We start from the raw sequence: 16209 nt of genomic DNA on the forward strand, positions 1-16209 counted from the left end.
CGCGCTTGCAGGCGCCATGCTTCCCGACGGCACCGACAGCGCGCCAAGCATTTCTTGCTCTCCCCAAGGGCGGGGTGACGCAGGCCTCAGCGGAGCCGGGTCAGAGGGTGAAGACGATCTTGCCGAACACGTCGCCGTCGGCGAGAGCGGCGAACCCGTCGCGGGCCTCCTGCATCGGCAGGGTCCGGTCGAGCAGCGGTCGCACGCCGGTCGCGTCGAGCATGGTGGCAAGGGCAGCCAGCTCGTCGCGGGTGCCCATGGTCGAGCCGATGACGCTGAGCTGGAGGAAGAAGATGTTGGTGAGCATCGCGTCGTCGAGCTTCGGTCCTGAGGTGGTGCCGGAGATGACGATCCTGCCGCCGGGGCGCAGCGACCTGATCGAGTGGGCCCAGGTCGCGCGGCCCACGGTCTCCATCACGGCGTCGACCTTGGCCGGCAGCCGCTCGCCGGACTCGAACACGTCGTGGGCGCCGAGCTCGAGCGCCTTGGCGCGCTTCGACTCGTCGCGGCTGGTCGCCAGCACCCGCAACCCACCGGCCCGGGCCAGCGAGATCAGGGCGGTCGCGACGCCGCCGCCGGCGCCCTGGACGAGGACGGTGTCGCCCGCCTTGAGGCCACCCTGCGTGAACAACATCCGGTAGGCGGTCAGCCAGGCGGTCGGGAGGCAGGCTGCCTCCTCGAACGACAGCGACGGCGGTTTGGGCACGACGTTGCGGCGCGGGACGGCGACCCGCTCGGCGAACGTGCCCTGGTACCGCTCGGACAGGAGGGACCGCCGCGGGTCGAGCGTCTCGTCACCGGTCCAGTCCGGGCTGCTCACGACCGCGTGGACGACGACCTCGTTCCCGTCCTCGTCATGGCCGGCGGCGTCGCAGCCGAGGATCATCGGCAGCGCGTCCTCCTTGAGTCCCACACCGCGCAGCGACCAGAGGTCGTGGTGGTTGAGCGACGCCGCCTTCACGGTGACCGTCGTCCACCCGTCGGGCACCTCGGGGTCCGGCCGCTCGCCCAGGACCAGGCCGGACAGCGGGTCGTCGGTGCTGAAGGACTGGGCGGTGACGGCGAACATGCGGGGAACGCTATCGGGCCACGCTCGCCGAGCTTGTCGAGGCGCCTCGACAAGCTCGGCGTGCGTGGGTCAGGCGCGTGCGACCCCGTCGCGCCGCGCAGCCGCGGCGACCGCGGCCGCGACGGCCGGTCCCACCCGTGGGTCGAAGGGAGAAGGGATCACCATCTCCTCGGTGAGGTCGTCGCCCACGAGCTCGGCGAGGGCCTGGGCGGCCGCGACCTTCATGCCCTCGGTGATCGCCGAGGCGTGGACGTCGAACGCGCCGCGGAAGATGCCGGGGAAGGCCAGCACGTTGTTGATCTGGTTGGGGAAGTCAGATCGGCCGGTCGCGACGACCCGGGCGTGGCGATGGGCGACGTCGGGGTGGACCTCCGGGTTGGGGTTGGCCATCGCGAAGATGATCGCGTCGTCGGCCATCGTCGCGACGACCTCCTCCGGAACCGTCCCGCCGGAGACACCGACGTAGACGTCCGCTCCCGCGAACGCGTCGGCGAGCGTCCCGCTGCGACCGCTCCGGTCGGCGGTGAGCTCGGCGAGCGCCTTCTTGGAAGGGGTGAGGTCGTGGCGGTCCGAGCTGACCACACCCTTGCGGTCGGTGACGACGACGTCCTGGACGCCGGCCTCGAGCAGGATCTTCGCGATCGCGACGCCGGCGGCGCCCGCGCCCGAGATCACGACGCGCGTCGACTCGGGCCTGCCGTGGGTGAGCGTGAGGGCGTTGGTGAGGGCGGCCAGGGTGACCACGGCGGTGCCGTGCTGGTCGTCGTGGAACACCGGGATGTCGAGCCGCTCCTTGAGGCGGTCCTCGATCTCGAAGCAACGCGGGGCCGAGATGTCCTCGAGGTTGATGCCGCCGAAGCTCGGCGCGAGCCGCACGACGGTCTCGATGATCTCCTCGACGTCGGTCGTCGCGAGGCAGATCGGGATGCCGTCGACCCCGCCGAACTGCTTGAAGAGGACGGCCTTGCCCTCCATCACCGGCATCGCTGCGGCCGGGCCGATGTCGCCCAGGCCGAGCACCGCGGTGCCGTCGGTGACGATGGCGACCGTGTTGGGCACCCACGTGTAGTGCCGGGTCAGTGCCGGGTCGGCCGCGATCGCCTCGCAGACCTCGGCGACGCCCGGGGTGTAGGCCAGCGAGAGGTCCGCCTTGTTGCTGAGACCCACCGTCGCGGTGATCTCCATCTTGCCGCCGCGGTGCAGGTCGAAGACCGGCTCACCCGCGCGCGGGTCGAAAGGAGGGACGTCGGCGGCCACGAGGATCGATTCTCCCACAGCAGAGGGCGCGCCCGCTCCGAAGTGCCGCGGCCGGGCACACCGCGGTGACCGGGCTCACAGGCGTCGCGGGCGCGGCCACAACCGGGCCAGGACGACGCCGATCACGTCGTCCCCGGGCACGACGCCCCGGTGTCGTGAGTCCACGCCGTCGGCGGTGTTGTCCGACAGCAGCCACCAGCCGCCGGGTCGTTGCTCGACGGCCCGCTTCACCGCCACCGTCCCGTCGGCGAACCGACCGACCACGACCTGCCCCGGTCGCGGCGTTCTCCGGTAGCGCACCAGCAGCCGGTCCCCCGGCGCCAGCGTCGGCCGCATCGACGCCCCCCGCACGACCGCCAGACCGAGCGGTACGACGGACCGCCGGCCGGCCGTACGCCCGTCGTTCCGGCTGGCAGGGTGGGACTCCATGTCCGGCGCCGTCGCGAGCGGTGTTTCCGGCCGATCTGGCAAGGCGGCGGAGCGACGACGTGCTCGTCCGCCCTTCGAGCGACGCCAACGCCGCCAGGTCGAGTCGGAAACGCCGCGCAGCAGGCGCGGGGCGTGGAGTCGCGCCCTGGTCACGCCGAGTAGTCTCCCAGCCGAGGGGTATCGCCCTCCTACACCCATGAACACGAGGAAGGACCCGCATGCTCTCGCGTCTCTTCGCCCCCACCATCGAGGTGTCCGCCCACTGCGACCTGCCCTGCGGCGTCTATGACCCGGCCCAGGCCAGGATCGAGGCGGAGTCGGTCAAGGCCATCATCCAGAAGGCGCTCGACAACGACGACCCGGACTTCCGCACCCGCGCGATCCTCATCAAGGAGCAGCGCTCCGAGCTCGTGAAGCACCACCTGTGGGTGCTGTGGACCGACTACTTCAAGCCCCCGCACTTCGAGAAGTACCCCGAGCTGCACACCCTCGTCAACGAGGCGACCAAGCTCGCCGGCGCCACCGGCACCAAGGGCACCCTCGACGCCGGCAAGGCCGACGAGCTGCTGGCCAAGATCGACGAGATCGCCAAGATCTTCTGGGAGACGAAGCAGGCATGATCGCGAGCGGCGTGGGCGCCCGATCCGACGTCGAGCTGCGGCTGCCGGCGGACGGCGCCTACGCCGCTGTGCTCCGCACCCTCACCGCCGGCCTCGCGGCGCGCCTCGACTTCACGATGGACGACATCGAGGACCTGAGGATCGCCGTGAGCGAGGCGACGGCGATGGTGCTCGACCAGGCCGACGCCGGCGCGGACCTGGTCTGCAAGTTCCGCCTCGAGCCCGGAGAGCTCCGGCTCGAGGTCGCCGCCGCGGCGGAGTCGCCCGCGGCGCCGGACTACGACAGCTTCGGCTGGCAGGTCCTCACCACCCTCACGAGCGCTGCCAGCGTCGAGGCGACGCGCGGTCAGTACGCCGTCCTCATCTCGGTCCACTCCTCGCTCGACCCTTCGGCCGTCGACGGAGCCGGACTCTGAGATGACGGAGGTCGGTTCTCGGGACAGTGGCCGATCCGCTGCTCTCGAAGAGACCAGGCGCGAGAACGCCCGGCTGTTCGCGGTCTTCCGCGACCCCGACGTCTCCGACGCCGAGCGCGACGGCGCCCGCGAGGCCCTCGTGCACCTGCACCTGGCGCTGGTCGAGCACTGCGCGCGCCGGTTCCGCAACCGCGGCGAGCCGTTCGAGGACCTGGTGCAGGTCGGGACGATCGGCCTGATCAAGTCCGTCGACCGCTTCGACACCGATCGCGGCGTGGAGTTCTCGACCTACGCGACTCCCACGATCATCGGCGAGATCAAGCGTTACTTCCGCGACAAGGGGTGGGCGATCCGCGTCCCGCGCCGGCTCCAGGAGCTGCGGATGCAGATCAGCGCGTCGACCGCGGAGCTCACCCAGTCGCTCGGCCGCTCCCCCACGCCCCGCGAGATCGCCGAGGCCATCGGCTGCTCGGTGGAGGAGATCGTCGAGGGCATGGAGTCGAGCAACGCCTACGCCACCCTCTCCCTCGACGCCACGGACGACTCCGACGACGGCGGCGGCGGGCAGAGCATGCTCGACGCGATCGGCATCGACGACGACGCACTCGAGCAGGTCGAGATCCGCGAGTCGGTCAAGCCGTTGCTCGAGAGCCTGCCGCCGCGTGAGAAGAAGATCCTGCTGCTGCGCTTCTTCAAGAACATGACGCAGTCGCAAATCGCCGCGGAGATCGGCGTGTCCCAGATGCACGTGTCGCGGTTGCTCACCCGCACCCTCGACCAGCTCCGGGAGTCGCTGGAGGCCGACGACTGACCTGTCCCGGCCCTTCCGAGTGCTACTCCTCGCCGGACAGGGCGGCGATGGAGTCGCGGTGCAGGACGCCGGCGAGCACGACGAGCGCGACCACCGCGACGGCGATCGCGGCCACCAGGTGCTCCCGGATGTTCCACGCCAGGCCGAGCCAGATCAGCTGCGTGATCAGCGCCGGACCCCGCGACCAGGTGGCCCGACGCCACAGCCCCCAGCCGGCGAAAAGCAGGAGGGCGCCGTACCCGCCGAAGAAGACGGCCGTCGACAGTCCCATCGCCCGGCGGCCGGCATCCAGGTCCGCGATCTCGGCGACTGCGAGCACCACCAGCACCATCCCCTGGACGGCCACCAGGGACGCGGCCACCGTCAGTGGCGGGGGCGCGACGGACGGCGGCGGCGGGTCGGACACCCGCGCGAGCCTAGACGACCCGAGGCGTCTGGAGGGTGGACGCGACCGCTGCCCGGCGGCCGTGCGCCGTACTGTGACCCAACAGACCGTCGCTAGCCCTTGATTCGCGGGCGTTTCCTTGGAACCCTTGCAGGGCGATCGTGAAACCGTTCACTTTTGCGGTCATTGTCGCGCCCGCAGGCCGCAAGGCGCACCAGAGCTTCGCCACGGCCTGCACGCACCGAGGAAAGAGGGATTCCCCACCCATGGATTGGCGTCACCGTTCCGCATGCCTCGACGAGGATCCGGAGCTGTTCTTCCCGATCGGCAACACCGGTCCGGCCATCCTCCAGATCGAGGAGGCCAAACAGGTGTGCCGACGCTGCGACGTGCGCGAGCAATGCCTCGCGTGGGCGCTCGAGGCGGGACAGGACCACGGCGTCTGGGGCGGTCTCAGCGAGGACGAGCGACGCGCCCTGAAGCGGCGCAACGCCCGGGCACGGGTCCGCACGTCGGTCTGACCGAGCCGGTCAGTCGAGCGGTATCGACAGGTCCGCCCGGGTCCCGCCTGCGGGCGACGACCCCAGGGTGAGGTGTCCGCCGAGCTCCGACTCGACCAGGGTCTTGACGATCGACAGGCCGAGGCTCGGTGAGCTGTCCAGCTCGAAGCCCTCCGGGAGACCGCGGCCGTCGTCGTCGACGACGATCTCGAGCTGGTTGCCGCGCCGCTGCGCGGACATCACGACCTCCCCCACCTCGTCCGGGGCGGTGTCGTCGGTGGGATAGCCGTGCTCGACTGCGTTCTGCAGCAGCTCGGTGAGGACCATCGCGAGCGGCGTCGCCTGCTCCGAGACCAGCATCCCGAACCGACCCACGCGGCGGATCCGCACCGACGCCAGCCCGACGTCGGTGACCAGCCGGGCCAGCCGGTCGGCGATCGCGTCGAAGTCCACGGCTTCCTCGACCGCCTGGCTCAGGGTCTCGTGGACGATCGCGATCGAGCCGACCCGGCGTACTGCCTCCTCCAGAGCGGCGGTCGCGTCGGCGGAGTCGATCCGCCGCGCCTGCAGGCGAAGCAGCGCGGCGACCGTCTGCAGGTTGTTCTTCACCCGGTGGTGAATCTCTCGGATGGTGGCGTCCTTGGAGATCAGCTCGCGGTCGCGGCGCCGGAGGTCAGTCACGTCGCGCAGCAGGATCAGGCCACCGATGTGCTCGCCGTCCGGTCGCAGCGGGATCGCGCGGACGATCAACGCGATGTCGCCCGACCCGATCTCGGTGTCGCGGTGCGCCCGCGCGCCGAGCACCGCGCTCAGCGTCTCCTCGTCGGGCCGCTTCCGTGGCGGCACCAGCTCGCGGGTGAGGTCGGTGAGCAGGTGTCCGGCGAGGTCGCCGGCCAGACCGAGCTTGCGATAGACCGACAACGCGTTGGGGCTCGCGTAGACCACCCGGCCGCTCTCGTCGACCCGCAGGAAGCCGTCGCCGACCCGGGGCGAGTCCGCATGGTCGCTGCGCTGGCCGGACGCCGGGAAGTGGCCGGACGCGATCATCTTGGTCAGGTCGCCGGCGGTCTGGAGGTAGTTGATCTCGAGCCGGCTCGGCGTCCGGACACCGAGCAGGTTGGTGTTGCGCGCGATCACCGCGATCACCCGGCCGTCCCGGCGAACCGGGATCGCCTCGACCCGCACCGGCACCTCGTCGCGCCACTCCGGGTCGCCCTCCCGCGCGATCCGGCCCTGCTCGTACGCCGCGTCGACCAGTGGTCGGCGTCCGGTGGCAACGAACGAGCCGACGATGTCGTCGACGTACGCCGTCGGCCCGGTCGTCGGGCGCATCTGCCCGCCCGCCCAGTAGCCGCCGCCCTCGCGGTCGGGCATCCACATCACCAGGTCCGCGAAGGACAGGTCGGCGATGATCTGCCAGTCCGCGAGGATCCGCTGGAGCCACTCGATGTCCTCGTCGTCGAGGTCGGTGTGGCGCCGGGCGATCGCGGGGAGGGACGGCACGGGCTCACGCTAGTGGACTCCGTCGTCGGAGTGGTTGCCGTCGCCGGGCCCGGTCCGGACCGGTCTTAACCGTTTGGCAGGATGTGCGTTATGCCCCCCATTGTCGACTGGCGACACGTGTCTGCAGCCGACTTCAGAGTGCCCGCCGACCGCAGGCTGTCCGACCTCACCGCCGAGCTGACCGAGCTCCTCGGCACCCCTGATTCCGAGCTCCGGGAGCTGGCCCTCGCGGTGCTCTGCACGTGGATCGAGCGTGGTGTCTACGACGACCTGCTGCCTGGCCTGGGCGACGGGATCGCAACCGGGTTGCTCACCGGCATCGGCGAGAGAGGCACCGACACCGTGTTCCGTCGCAGCTTCTCGGCACTCGTCGTCGCTGAGGTGATCGATCGGGACACCCGCAAGCCCCGGGTGACCCGCGCGAAGGTCCACGAGTGGGGTGATCGCCTGGCGACCTGGTTCCTCATGGAGCGCGACGAGCGCGGCTGGGTGGACGACCAGGGCTGGGCGCACGCGATCGCGCACGGCGCCGACGCCTTCGGCGCCCTCGCCCGCTCCCCGCACTGCGGCCCGGGCGAGCTGCTCGTCGTCCTCGACGTCATCGGCGACCGCGTGACCCGCACGCCCGGAGCGGTCTGGTACTCCGGCGAGCACGACCGGCTGGCGATGACCACCCTGCACGTCCTGCGGCGCGGGCTGGTGCCCAACGAGCTGGTCGAGGCCTGGCTGGAGCGGATCGCCGAAGCGGCCCGGCCGCGGCGCGACAGCGACGCCAAGTCCGACGTCTACCTGCAGACGGGGAACGCCGCGGCGTTCCTCCGTGCGCTCTACCTCCAGCTGGCGCTCGGGCCCGCCGCGCCGCCCCGGCGCACGGACATGGTCCTGCTGCTGGTCGAGCACCTGAGGCGCACACACCCGGCCTACCTCGGCCCGTCGCACCACCGCGCCGGCCCGCCCAGCGCCGATTGACCTGCCGATTGACCTGCCGATTGACCTGCACGGCCAGTCGGTAGGTTTCCGTCCATGACCTCGCCCGAGACCTCGACCGAACTCACCGGCCACGCCGGACAGCTCGCCGTCGCCGTTGCCCAGGCGCACGGCGTCGAGACCATGTTCACGCTGTCCGGCGCGCACGTCTTCCCGATGTACGACGGCGCGGTGAAGGCGGCCGAGGAAGGGCAGCCGATGCGGCTGCTCGACGTACGGCACGAGCAGACCGCGGCGTTCGCGGCCGAGGCGACCGGCAAGCTCACCCGGGTGCCCGGCCTCGCCGTGCTGACCGCCGGACCCGGGGTGACGAACGGCATCAGCGCGATGGCCCAGGCCCAGTTCGCCGGGTCGCCGATGGTCGTCGTCGGCGGCCGCGCGCCCAACAACCGCTGGGGCACCGGCGCGCTCCAGGAGATCGACCACCTGCCCATCGTCGGGCCGGTCACCAAGCGGGCGGCCACGCTGATGACCGCCGACGACGTCGCCGCCGGCTTCCACGAGGCGTTCACGGCCGCGCGGTCGTCCCACCGCGGGCCGACGTACGTCGACGTGCCGATGGACGAGTTCTTCAACGTCGGCACGGGGGCGGTGCCCGTCGTCGGCGCCGACGCGTTCCGCGGTGCGGAGCCCGACAGCGACGCGGTCGACCGGATCGCGGGACTGATCGCGGCGGCCGCGCGACCGCTGCTGATCCTCGGCACCGACGTCTGGGCCGACGGCGCGGAGACCGCGGCGCTGCGCTTCGTCGAGGCACTCGGCGTCCCCGCCATCACCAACGGGATGGGGCGCGGCGTGATCCCGGGCGGACACCCGCTGCTGGTGACGAAGGCGCGGGGTGCCGCCATCGGCGGCGCCGACCTGGTCGTCGTCGTCGGCACCGCGCTCGACTTCCGGCTCGGCTACGGGATCTTCGGCGGCAAGGACGGCGCTGAGCCGGCCCAGGTCGTGCACATCGCCGATTCCCCTGCCCTGGTCTCCGGGCACGCCGCGCTGGCCGCGTCGGTGGGCGGCGACCTGACCGCGGTCTTCGACGGCCTGCAGGCCGCGCTGGAGCGCGGCAACCGGCCGGACTGGTCCGGGTGGGTGTCGGGGCTGCAGGACACGGTCGCGGCGGCGGCTGCGCGGGACGCCGAGCTGCTCTCCGCCGAGGCCGACCCGGTGCACCCGGCGCGGATCTACGGCGAGCTGGTGCCCCGCCTCGCCGACGACGCGGTCGTGATCGGCGACGGCGGCGACTTCGTCTCGTTCGCCGGCAAGTACGTCGAGCCGAAGCGGCCGGGCTGCTGGCTCGACCCCGGCCCCTACGGCTGCCTCGGCGCCGGGCTCGGCGCCGCGATCGCGGCGCGGGTCGCCCGGCCGTCCTCGCAGGTCGTGCTGCTGCTCGGCGACGGCGCTGCCGGGTTCTCGTTGATGGACGTCGACACCCTCGTCCGCCACAACCTGCCGGTCGTGATGGTGATGGGCAACAACTCCGCGTGGGGCTTGGAGAAAGGTCCGATGCAGATGCTCTACGGCTACGACGTCGTTGCCGACCTCGCGCCGCGGACCGCCTACGACTCGGTCGTGTCCGCGCTCGGCGGGGCCGGCGAGACCGTGACCGACCCGCGGCAGATCGGTCCCGCGCTCGACCGGGCGTTCGCCGCAGGCGCGCCGTACCTCGTCAACGTGATCACCGACGTCAACGCGGCGTACCCCCGCAGCACGTTCGGCATCTAGGCCACCGATGACCCAGGTCCCGTCGGCCGAGGCCGCGCTCCACTTCACCGTCACCGACGACGACACCGCCGCCGCGGTGGGGTCAGGGACCTTGCCCGTGCTCGGCACCCCACGGTTGCTGGCCTGGTGCGAGGCCGCTACGTGCGCCGCGATCGACCCGGCGCTCGCGCCCGGCGAGACCAGCGTCGGGACCCGGATCCAGCTCGAGCACCTGGCGCCGAGCGCGGTCGGGCAGGCGGTCGAGGTGACCGCCCGGCTGGCGTATGCCGACGGCCGGCTGCGGCGGTTCTCCGTCGCGGCGCGCAACGTCGGGCCGGAGGGACCGGGCAAGCTCGTCGGCAGCGGCGAGATCACCCGGGTGGTAGTGGACGGCGAGCGGTTCCTGTCCCGGATTTCGGGCTGAACGGCCGGACTGAGAGACTGGAGCGTTACCGATCCCAGGAGGAACCATGGGCAAGACTGGTCGCAAGCGCCGTTCGCGCCGCAAGAAGGCCGCCAACCACGGCAAGCGCCCCAACAGCTGACTTCTGCTGAAGACTGAGCCTCCGGACCGTCACGGTCACGGGGGCTTCGTCGTCTCTAGTGGCGGCGAACGGTGCTGGGTGAGCGCCCCGTGGAGCGCTTGAACGCCCGGCTGAACGCCTCCTCGGACTCGTAGCCGACGCGTCGTGCGACCGAGGCGACGCCCAGGGTGGTCGAGCGCAGCAGGTCGCCGGCGACGTGCATCCGCCACGCGGCGAGGTAGCGGATCGGGGCGAGACCCAGCACCGCGCGGAACCGCTCGTCGAGCAGCGACACCGACACGTTGGCCTCCCGCGCGAGCCCGGCAACCGTCCACCGGTCCTCGGGTGATCCGTGGATCGCGGCCAGCGCCGGCGCGAGCACGGGGTCGGCAAGGGCCTGGAGCCAGCCGCTCTCGACCTGTGGCGCACTCGCCAGGTGGATCCGCAAGACCTCGCGCACCAGCAGCTCGGGCACCTGCGTGGGGCCCTCCAATCCGCCTTGCGAGGCGGGGGACGTTTGCGCCAACGCGTAGTCGATGCTGGCCTGGACCCATCCGCGCGCCGGCGCCTCGCTCGGGCTCACGACGAACAACGGCGGCAGCGCGCGCAGACGCGGGTCGAACAGCGGGTGATCGCTGGTGAGGTAGCCGCACACCAGATCGGTCCGCTCGCCGCCGGACCCGTGCCGCACCACCGGCATCTGAGTCCACGGCGGCATGTCGAGGATCGTCACCATGTCGACGACCTCGGCCGGCTGGGCGCCGCCCATGGTGTGGAGGTCGCCGTACGGCAGCACGATCACGTCACCCTCGTAGGCCCAGTGCTTCTGGCCGTCGGCGAGCATGGTCCAGCACCGGCCGGTCGCAACGACGTGGAACAGGGCGACCCGGGGCGCCCCGGGCTGGAGCAGCGCGGCCGTGTCGGCTGCCGACGGCGAACGGTAGGACCACGCCTCGGAGTACTCGCCGCGCAGGAAGACCGCGCCCTGCAAGTGCATCCGGTCGAGGACGTCGCTGAGTGTGGCGTTGCGGTCAAGTCCGGTGGGGACGCGGTCATGGCCGGAGAGCTGCTCCGACATGAGACTCAGTGTGTCAGAACCCGCCCCCCTCCGAAGGAGACTTCCGATGCCGCTCTTCATGGATGTTCACGAGAACCTGCCCGGCGCGACCGCGAACGACGTCGCCGCCGCTCACAAGAAGGATGTCGAGATCCAGGACCAGTACGGCGTGAACTACCTGCGCTACTGGGTCGACGAGAGCAACGGCAAGGTGTTCTGCCTGGTCGACGCTCCCGACGCCGACGCGGCGGCCGCGGTCCACAAGGAGGCCCACGGCCTTCTGGCCGACCACCTCTACCCCGTCGTCGAGGGCAGCTGAGTCCTACTTCGGTTGTGGGAACTGCGACTTCATCGCCAGGTCCCACATCCGGTCGGGCATCATCCGGCGGCTCGCGATCGCGCCGTACGCCGACGGGGTGACCAGGTAGCGCGACCTCGGGTGAGCCTTGGTGAGGGCCTTCTCGATCACCTTCGCCACCGCCTCGGGCGGGCCGCCGAGCCTGGCCATCGGACCGTCGTACACCTCGGTCGTGTTCTTCATGACGGCGGCGTTGAAGTCGGCGTACGGGCCGTCACCCTCGAGGTACTCGGACATCTCCGCCGCCGCCTTGGTGTCGAAGTTGGTGGTGATCAGGCCTGGCTCGATCAGCACAACGCGGATCCCGAACCCGGCGACCTCGAACCGGAGCGCGTCGGAGAGGGCCTCCACGGCGTACTTGCTGGCGTGGTAGGCCCCGCCGCCGGGGAAGGTCAGCTTGCCGCCCATCGAGCCGATGTTGACGATCCGTCCCGACCGCTGCTCACGCATGGTCGGGAGCACCAGCTGCGTGAGCCGGAGCAGGCCGAACACGTTGGTCTCGAACTGCCGGCGGACGTCGTCGAGGTCGACGGACTCCAGCGCTCCCGACTGGGAGTAGCCGGCGTTGTTGACCAGAGCGTCGATCCGCCCGGACCCGTCGATCACCGCGTCCACGGCCGTGGTCATCGAAGCCTCGTCGGTCACGTCCAGGGCGAGCGTCGTGCACCCCGCGTCGGCCAGCGCGGTCAGCGTCTCGGGTCTGCGCGCCGTCGCATAGACGTCCCACCCACCCCGAACCAGCCTCTCCGCAGTCGCCTCCCCGATGCCTGACGAACAGCCGGTGATCAGCACGGTCTTAGTCATGGCCAGATCCTCCCAGACCGCGAATCGGGGAAGTTTGCCCGCCGAATCGAGGAAACCTGCCCGCCGAATCCGGGAAGCCCGCCCGCCGAATCCGGGGAGTTCGCCGGTCCAGTCGACCCGGTTCGCCGGGCAAAGTCCCTCGATTCGGCGGCAAGGTCCCCCGATTCGGCGGGCAAGGTCCCCCGATTCGCGTGGAGGGAGGGCCCAATCTCCGTCCACAGGCCGTGAAGGAGGGCGGCTATCCACAGAGGCGTGCGACCGTCGAGCGGGCTGCGTGCGTCGTTGCCGAGGCTCAGGCCATGCACGCGACTCCGCCACCGCACCCGTTCATCCGGACCGACCTGCCCGGCCTCGGGATCACCCCACGACAACTCAGGAACTGGGTCCGTACCGGTCTCGTCCGTCCCGTCTTCTACGGCGGGTATGTCCCCGACGGCGTCACTGACACGATCGATATGCGCGCCGCACTTGTCGCTCGGCTGCTGCCGGACGGTCACATCGTCAGCGGCCGTACGGCGGCCTGGCTGTACGGCGTCGACACCTACGTCTGGGCCGAGGGGTCCGGCGTCCCGCTCATCGACGTGTGCGTGGTCACCGGTTCCGAGCCCAGCGACCGGGTCGGGGTCGTCGGCCACACGCGCGCCCTCGCGCCACGCGACGTGACGAGGCTGTCCGGCATCCTCGTCACGACGCCCCTCAGAACGGTGATGGATCTCGGGTGCATGCTCAGGATGCGCGAGGCGATCGCTGCCATGGACGCTCTCGCCCGGCTGCTCGGCGTGACGGTCGCAGCGATGACGGACGAGCTCCCTCGGTACCGGCGCCGACGTGGCGTCCGGCAGTTGCGCGTACTCGTCCCGCTGGTGGATCCGCGGAGTGAGTCCGCGCGGGAGTCCTGGACCCGGCTAGAAATTCACCTGGCCGGCCTCGCCCCGCCGACCCCGCAGCACTGGGTCGTGATCGACGGCATCCCCACGTACCGGCTGGACTTCGCCTATCCGGAGAGACGGATCGCGGTCGAGTACGACGGGTACGACGCCCACGAGCGGACCGAGGCCATGCGGGAGCACGACCGGCTCCGCCGCCGGTGGCTGCGCGCCAACGGCTGGACGGTCATCGTGATCCGGCGTGGCGACTTCTCCGGCGCCGCCCTGGACCGGTGGCTCGACCAGCTGCGCGCGGCGTTGGCGCCGTCGTACACGCCCGTGCGCAAGCTCGAGCGCGGCGCCGCGCGCGGTTGATCGCCGAATCCGATGAGTCTGCCCGTCGAATCCGGCCGATCGAACGGGCAAACTCCCCCGATTCAACGGGAAAACTCACCCGATTCGTGGGAGAGACGGACCCGCCTACTGCTCGGTGATGCGGACCTGGATCTGCTGGATCTGGACGCGGACGCGGTCGCGGAGCTCGACGGGGGCCGTCTCGGAGCACGAGCGGGCGACGATCGCCTTGACGGTGCGCTGGAGGTCGTAGCGCTCGAGACAGGGGTTGCAGGTGTCGATGTGTGCGCGGACGACCGCGCAGTCACCCTCTTCGAGCTCGTTGTCGATCAGCCGCATGATCCGCTCGAGGAAGTCGACACACTCCTCGTTGGTGGGTCCGTCGTGCGAGTGCGTCATCATCGGCCTCCCTGGACCGGTGCGTCGCCGCCCGAGCGGACGTAGTCGGAGAGCATGTCCCGCAACTGTCGCCGGCCGCGGTGGAGACGAGACATCACGGTCCCGATCGGCGTGTCCATGATCTCGGCGATCTCCTTGTAGGCGAAGCCCTCCACGTCGGCGAGGTAGACGGCGAGCCGGAACTCCTCGGGAAGGCGCTGCAACGCGTCCTTGACCTGGCTGTCGGGCAGGTGCTCGAGCGCCTGCATCTCGGCGGACTTCAGGCCGCTCGACGTGTGCGACTCGGCACGGGCGAGCTGCCAGTCCTCGACGTCCTCGGACATCGACTGCTGCGGCTCGCGCTGCTTCTTCCGGTAGGAGTTGATGAAGGTGTTGGTCAGGATGCGGTAGAGCCAGGCCTTGAGGTTGGTGCCCGGCTTGAACTGGTGGAACGCGGAGTAGGCCTTGGCGAAGGTCTCCTGGACGAGGTCCTCGGCGTCTGCGGGATTGCGGGTCATGCGCATCGCCGCGGAGTAGAGCTGGTCGAGGAAGGGCAGCGCGTCGCGCTCGAACCGCGCGGCGCGCTCGTCCGGGGTCTCGGTGGCGGGGTCGACCGCACCGACGTCGAGATCAGAGGTTTCAGTCATCGCCCCCCAGCGTACGGGGGTTGCCGCCGAAGGGCGCTCGAGGACCGCGATCATGCAGAGTCCAACCGGTCAGCCGGGCACTCCATTCCCGACGATTTCCCGGACCACCCACTCCAGTGCCGCCTCGACCACGATGCCCATCGCGTCGTCCTGGCTGATCGACGCCCGCTTCGGCACCTTGAACCCGTGGTCCGCGTCGGGCACGACGGCGAGGTCGGTGCCTGCGGGCAGAGGGTCGGGAAACTCCTCCGGCGTCCCGAACGGGTCGTTGCCGCCCTGGATGACGAGCGTGGGTACGCCGGCACCGGCCAGCTCGTCGAGACGCGACTTGTCCGGCTTGCCGGGCGGGTGCAACGGGAAGGACAGCGCCAGGCACCCGGCGGCACCGAGCGCCTTGGCCGAGCGGCAGGCGGATCGCGCGCCGGCCGAGCGGCCGCCGAGGATGATCGGCGTGCGGACCCGGAGGGCGTCGACCGCCGCCCGCAGGCCGACGTCGAGCGTGGCCGGCGGGGTCGCGACCTTCTTGCCGGCCCGACGCCAAGGCTGCTCGAAGAGCATCACGTTGACGCCTTGCCGCGGGAGGTACGTCGCCAGTGCGGTCAGGTCGCGTGCCTCGATGCCCCCGCCGGCGCCGTGGCTCAGCAGCACGGTCGCGATCGGCCTGGGCGCGCGGCGGGTGACCAGCCGGCCCTCGCCCACCGGCGTCGACACGACCCGCTCCTCGCTCCGGCTCACAGGAGCGACTCCTCGAACGGGATCGGCTCGACCAGCTCCGGCCCGTTGTTCCGGACGTTGCCGACCGTAGTCGAGACGGGGAACGCCTCGAGCCCGCTCTGCTGGGCCGGCACCAGCCGGCCGGGCAGCTGGTCCTTGGGAGTCTGCGGGTCGAGCCAGGCGGTACGGCGCTCCGGCGTGACCAGGAGCGGCATCCGGTCGTGGATCCGGCCGACCTCGTCGGTCGCCTCGGTGGTCAGCACGGTGCAGGTCCAGCGGAACTTGTCGGGATCGTCGTCGTCGCGGGTGGGGTCCTTCCAGATCTCGTAGAGACCCGCCATCGCCAGCACCGACCCGTCCATCGGCTTGATGAAGAACGGCTGCTTCAGCGGTTTCCCGGACTTGCCCTTCTGCTGGGTCTCGTACCACTCGAAGTACCCGTCGGCCGGCAGCAGGCAGCGCCGGCTGGCGAACGCCCGCCGGAACGCCGGTTTCTCGGCGACCGTCTCCATCCGCGCGTTGATCATCCGGCTGCCGATGGACGGGTCCTTGGCCCAGAACGGCACCAGCCCCCAGCGCAGCACGCGGAGCTGCCGGACCGGGTCGGCGTCCGCCGTACCGCCCTTCTCGTCGTCGGGCCGCGGCGCGCGGTCGAGGACGGCGTAGACCTCCTTGGTCGGAGCGACGTTGTAGTCGGGTGCCAGCGGCTGGTCGAGGCGCGGGTCGACGACCTCGAACTCCTCGGCGAGGTCGTCCGGGCTCCGGCTGGAGGCGTAGCGCCCACACATGGCACTCAATCTATCGCCGGCCGGGGACACGGTTGGGCCACTGG

At 71.1% G+C, this 16209-nt stretch carries 21 protein-coding genes; 10 read left to right on the forward strand and 11 right to left on the reverse strand.

Annotated elements, in window-relative coordinates:
* Positions 1–100: 100 nt before the first annotated feature.
* From SHK19_RS14750 to SHK19_RS14760, 3 genes are all read right to left on the reverse strand, one after another.
* On the reverse strand, positions 101–1069 hold the full coding sequence (locus SHK19_RS14750; RefSeq protein WP_322936676.1) for a zinc-binding dehydrogenase: 969 nt from the start codon (positions 1067–1069) through the stop codon (positions 101–103).
* A 69-nt stretch (positions 1070–1138) separates the two neighbouring features.
* Positions 1139–2254 carry an NAD(P)-dependent malic enzyme gene (locus tag SHK19_RS14755; RefSeq protein WP_322938699.1) on the reverse strand — a complete coding sequence of 372 codons (1116 nt, stop codon included), beginning with the start codon at positions 2252–2254 and terminating at the stop codon, positions 1139–1141.
* 147 nt (positions 2255–2401) lie between these two features.
* Positions 2402–2755 (reverse strand): S24 family peptidase, encoded by a 354-nt coding sequence (locus tag SHK19_RS14760; RefSeq protein WP_322936677.1) that lies wholly within the window; start codon positions 2753–2755, stop codon positions 2402–2404.
* A 218-nt stretch (positions 2756–2973) separates the two neighbouring features.
* On the opposite strand from SHK19_RS14760, the gene sodN reads away from it, so the two are divergent.
* From sodN to SHK19_RS14775, 3 genes are read left to right on the forward strand one after another with little or no spacing between them, the layout of a single operon-like run.
* Positions 2974–3375 (forward strand): superoxide dismutase, Ni, encoded by a 402-nt coding sequence (sodN, locus tag SHK19_RS14765; protein WP_322936678.1) that lies wholly within the window; start codon positions 2974–2976, stop codon positions 3373–3375.
* Positions 3372–3791 carry an ATP-binding protein gene (locus SHK19_RS14770; RefSeq protein ID WP_322936679.1) on the forward strand — a complete coding sequence of 140 codons (420 nt, stop codon included), beginning with the start codon at positions 3372–3374 and terminating at the stop codon, positions 3789–3791. The genes sodN and SHK19_RS14770 overlap by 4 nt, the downstream gene beginning before the upstream one ends.
* 1 nt (position 3792) lies before the next feature.
* Entirely contained in the window at positions 3793–4602 is an 810-nt protein-coding gene (locus SHK19_RS14775; RefSeq protein WP_322936680.1) for an RNA polymerase sigma factor SigF, read from the forward strand.
* Between the two features lie 22 nt (positions 4603–4624).
* Here SHK19_RS14775 and SHK19_RS14780 read toward each other — a convergent pair whose 3' ends face one another.
* The gene (locus tag SHK19_RS14780; RefSeq protein ID WP_322936681.1) at positions 4625–5008 is read right to left on the reverse strand and encodes a hypothetical protein; all 384 of its coding nucleotides are present in this window, start codon (positions 5006–5008) and stop codon (positions 4625–4627) included.
* A gap of 245 nt (positions 5009–5253) precedes the next feature.
* Here SHK19_RS14780 and SHK19_RS14785 point away from each other — a divergent pair, with 245 nt between their 5' ends.
* The gene (locus tag SHK19_RS14785) at positions 5254–5508 is read left to right on the forward strand and encodes a WhiB family transcriptional regulator (protein ID WP_141013945.1); all 255 of its coding nucleotides are present in this window, start codon (positions 5254–5256) and stop codon (positions 5506–5508) included.
* A 9-nt stretch (positions 5509–5517) separates the two neighbouring features.
* On the opposite strand, the gene SHK19_RS14790 is transcribed toward SHK19_RS14785, so the two are convergent.
* The gene (locus tag SHK19_RS14790; RefSeq protein ID WP_322936682.1) at positions 5518–6990 is read right to left on the reverse strand and encodes a histidine kinase N-terminal domain-containing protein; all 1473 of its coding nucleotides are present in this window, start codon (positions 6988–6990) and stop codon (positions 5518–5520) included.
* Positions 6991–7107: 117 nt separating this feature from the next.
* On the opposite strand from SHK19_RS14790, the gene SHK19_RS14795 reads away from it, so the two are divergent.
* The 4 genes from SHK19_RS14795 to SHK19_RS22110 are packed head-to-tail and all read left to right on the forward strand — an operon-like array spanning position 7108 to position 10220.
* A complete protein-coding gene (locus SHK19_RS14795) occupies positions 7108–7959 on the forward strand; it encodes a DUF2785 domain-containing protein (RefSeq protein ID WP_322455744.1) in 852 nt (283 codons plus the stop codon).
* A 54-nt stretch (positions 7960–8013) separates the two neighbouring features.
* Positions 8014–9696 carry an acetolactate synthase gene (locus SHK19_RS14800; protein WP_322936683.1) on the forward strand — a complete coding sequence of 561 codons (1683 nt, stop codon included), beginning with the start codon at positions 8014–8016 and terminating at the stop codon, positions 9694–9696.
* A gap of 7 nt (positions 9697–9703) precedes the next feature.
* Positions 9704–10099 carry a thioesterase family protein gene (locus tag SHK19_RS14805; protein ID WP_322936684.1) on the forward strand — a complete coding sequence of 132 codons (396 nt, stop codon included), beginning with the start codon at positions 9704–9706 and terminating at the stop codon, positions 10097–10099.
* Positions 10100–10145: 46 nt separating this feature from the next.
* Positions 10146–10220, forward strand: coding sequence for a 50S ribosomal protein bL37 (locus SHK19_RS22110; protein ID WP_376768484.1), 75 nt, complete (start codon positions 10146–10148; stop codon positions 10218–10220).
* A 55-nt stretch (positions 10221–10275) separates the two neighbouring features.
* Here SHK19_RS22110 and SHK19_RS14810 read toward each other — a convergent pair whose 3' ends face one another.
* Positions 10276–11277: an AraC family transcriptional regulator gene (locus tag SHK19_RS14810; protein ID WP_322455747.1), complete on the reverse strand. Its 1002-nt coding sequence runs from the start codon at positions 11275–11277 to the stop codon at positions 10276–10278.
* A 46-nt stretch (positions 11278–11323) separates the two neighbouring features.
* Between SHK19_RS14810 and SHK19_RS14815 the strand changes: the two genes are divergently transcribed.
* Entirely contained in the window at positions 11324–11575 is a 252-nt protein-coding gene (locus SHK19_RS14815; RefSeq protein WP_322455748.1) for a DUF4242 domain-containing protein, read from the forward strand.
* A 3-nt stretch (positions 11576–11578) separates the two neighbouring features.
* Here SHK19_RS14815 and SHK19_RS14820 read toward each other — a convergent pair whose 3' ends face one another.
* Complete coding sequence (locus SHK19_RS14820) at positions 11579–12418, reverse strand: oxidoreductase (protein WP_322455749.1); 840 nt, start codon at positions 12416–12418, stop codon at positions 11579–11581.
* A gap of 299 nt (positions 12419–12717) precedes the next feature.
* Between SHK19_RS14820 and SHK19_RS14825 the strand changes: the two genes are divergently transcribed.
* Positions 12718–13659, forward strand: coding sequence for a DUF559 domain-containing protein (locus tag SHK19_RS14825; protein WP_322936685.1), 942 nt, complete (start codon positions 12718–12720; stop codon positions 13657–13659).
* A gap of 105 nt (positions 13660–13764) precedes the next feature.
* Here SHK19_RS14825 and rsrA read toward each other — a convergent pair whose 3' ends face one another.
* From rsrA to SHK19_RS14845, 4 genes are all read right to left on the reverse strand, one after another.
* The gene (gene rsrA / locus SHK19_RS14830; RefSeq protein ID WP_322455751.1) at positions 13765–14037 is read right to left on the reverse strand and encodes a mycothiol system anti-sigma-R factor; all 273 of its coding nucleotides are present in this window, start codon (positions 14035–14037) and stop codon (positions 13765–13767) included.
* Complete coding sequence (locus SHK19_RS14835; protein ID WP_322455752.1) at positions 14037–14663, reverse strand: sigma-70 family RNA polymerase sigma factor; 627 nt, start codon at positions 14661–14663, stop codon at positions 14037–14039. The genes rsrA and SHK19_RS14835 overlap by 1 nt, the downstream gene beginning before the upstream one ends.
* A gap of 69 nt (positions 14664–14732) precedes the next feature.
* Positions 14733–15398, reverse strand: coding sequence for an alpha/beta hydrolase family protein (locus tag SHK19_RS14840; protein ID WP_322455753.1), 666 nt, complete (start codon positions 15396–15398; stop codon positions 14733–14735).
* Positions 15395–16165, reverse strand: a complete 771-nt coding sequence (locus tag SHK19_RS14845) for an SOS response-associated peptidase (RefSeq protein WP_322936687.1) — start codon at positions 16163–16165, stop codon at positions 15395–15397. The genes SHK19_RS14840 and SHK19_RS14845 overlap by 4 nt, the downstream gene beginning before the upstream one ends.
* Positions 16166–16209: the final 44 nt, after the last annotated feature.

The organism is Nocardioides bizhenqiangii (genome assembly GCF_034661235.1).
Classification (GTDB): Bacteria; Actinomycetota; Actinomycetes; order Propionibacteriales; family Nocardioidaceae; genus Nocardioides; species Nocardioides bizhenqiangii.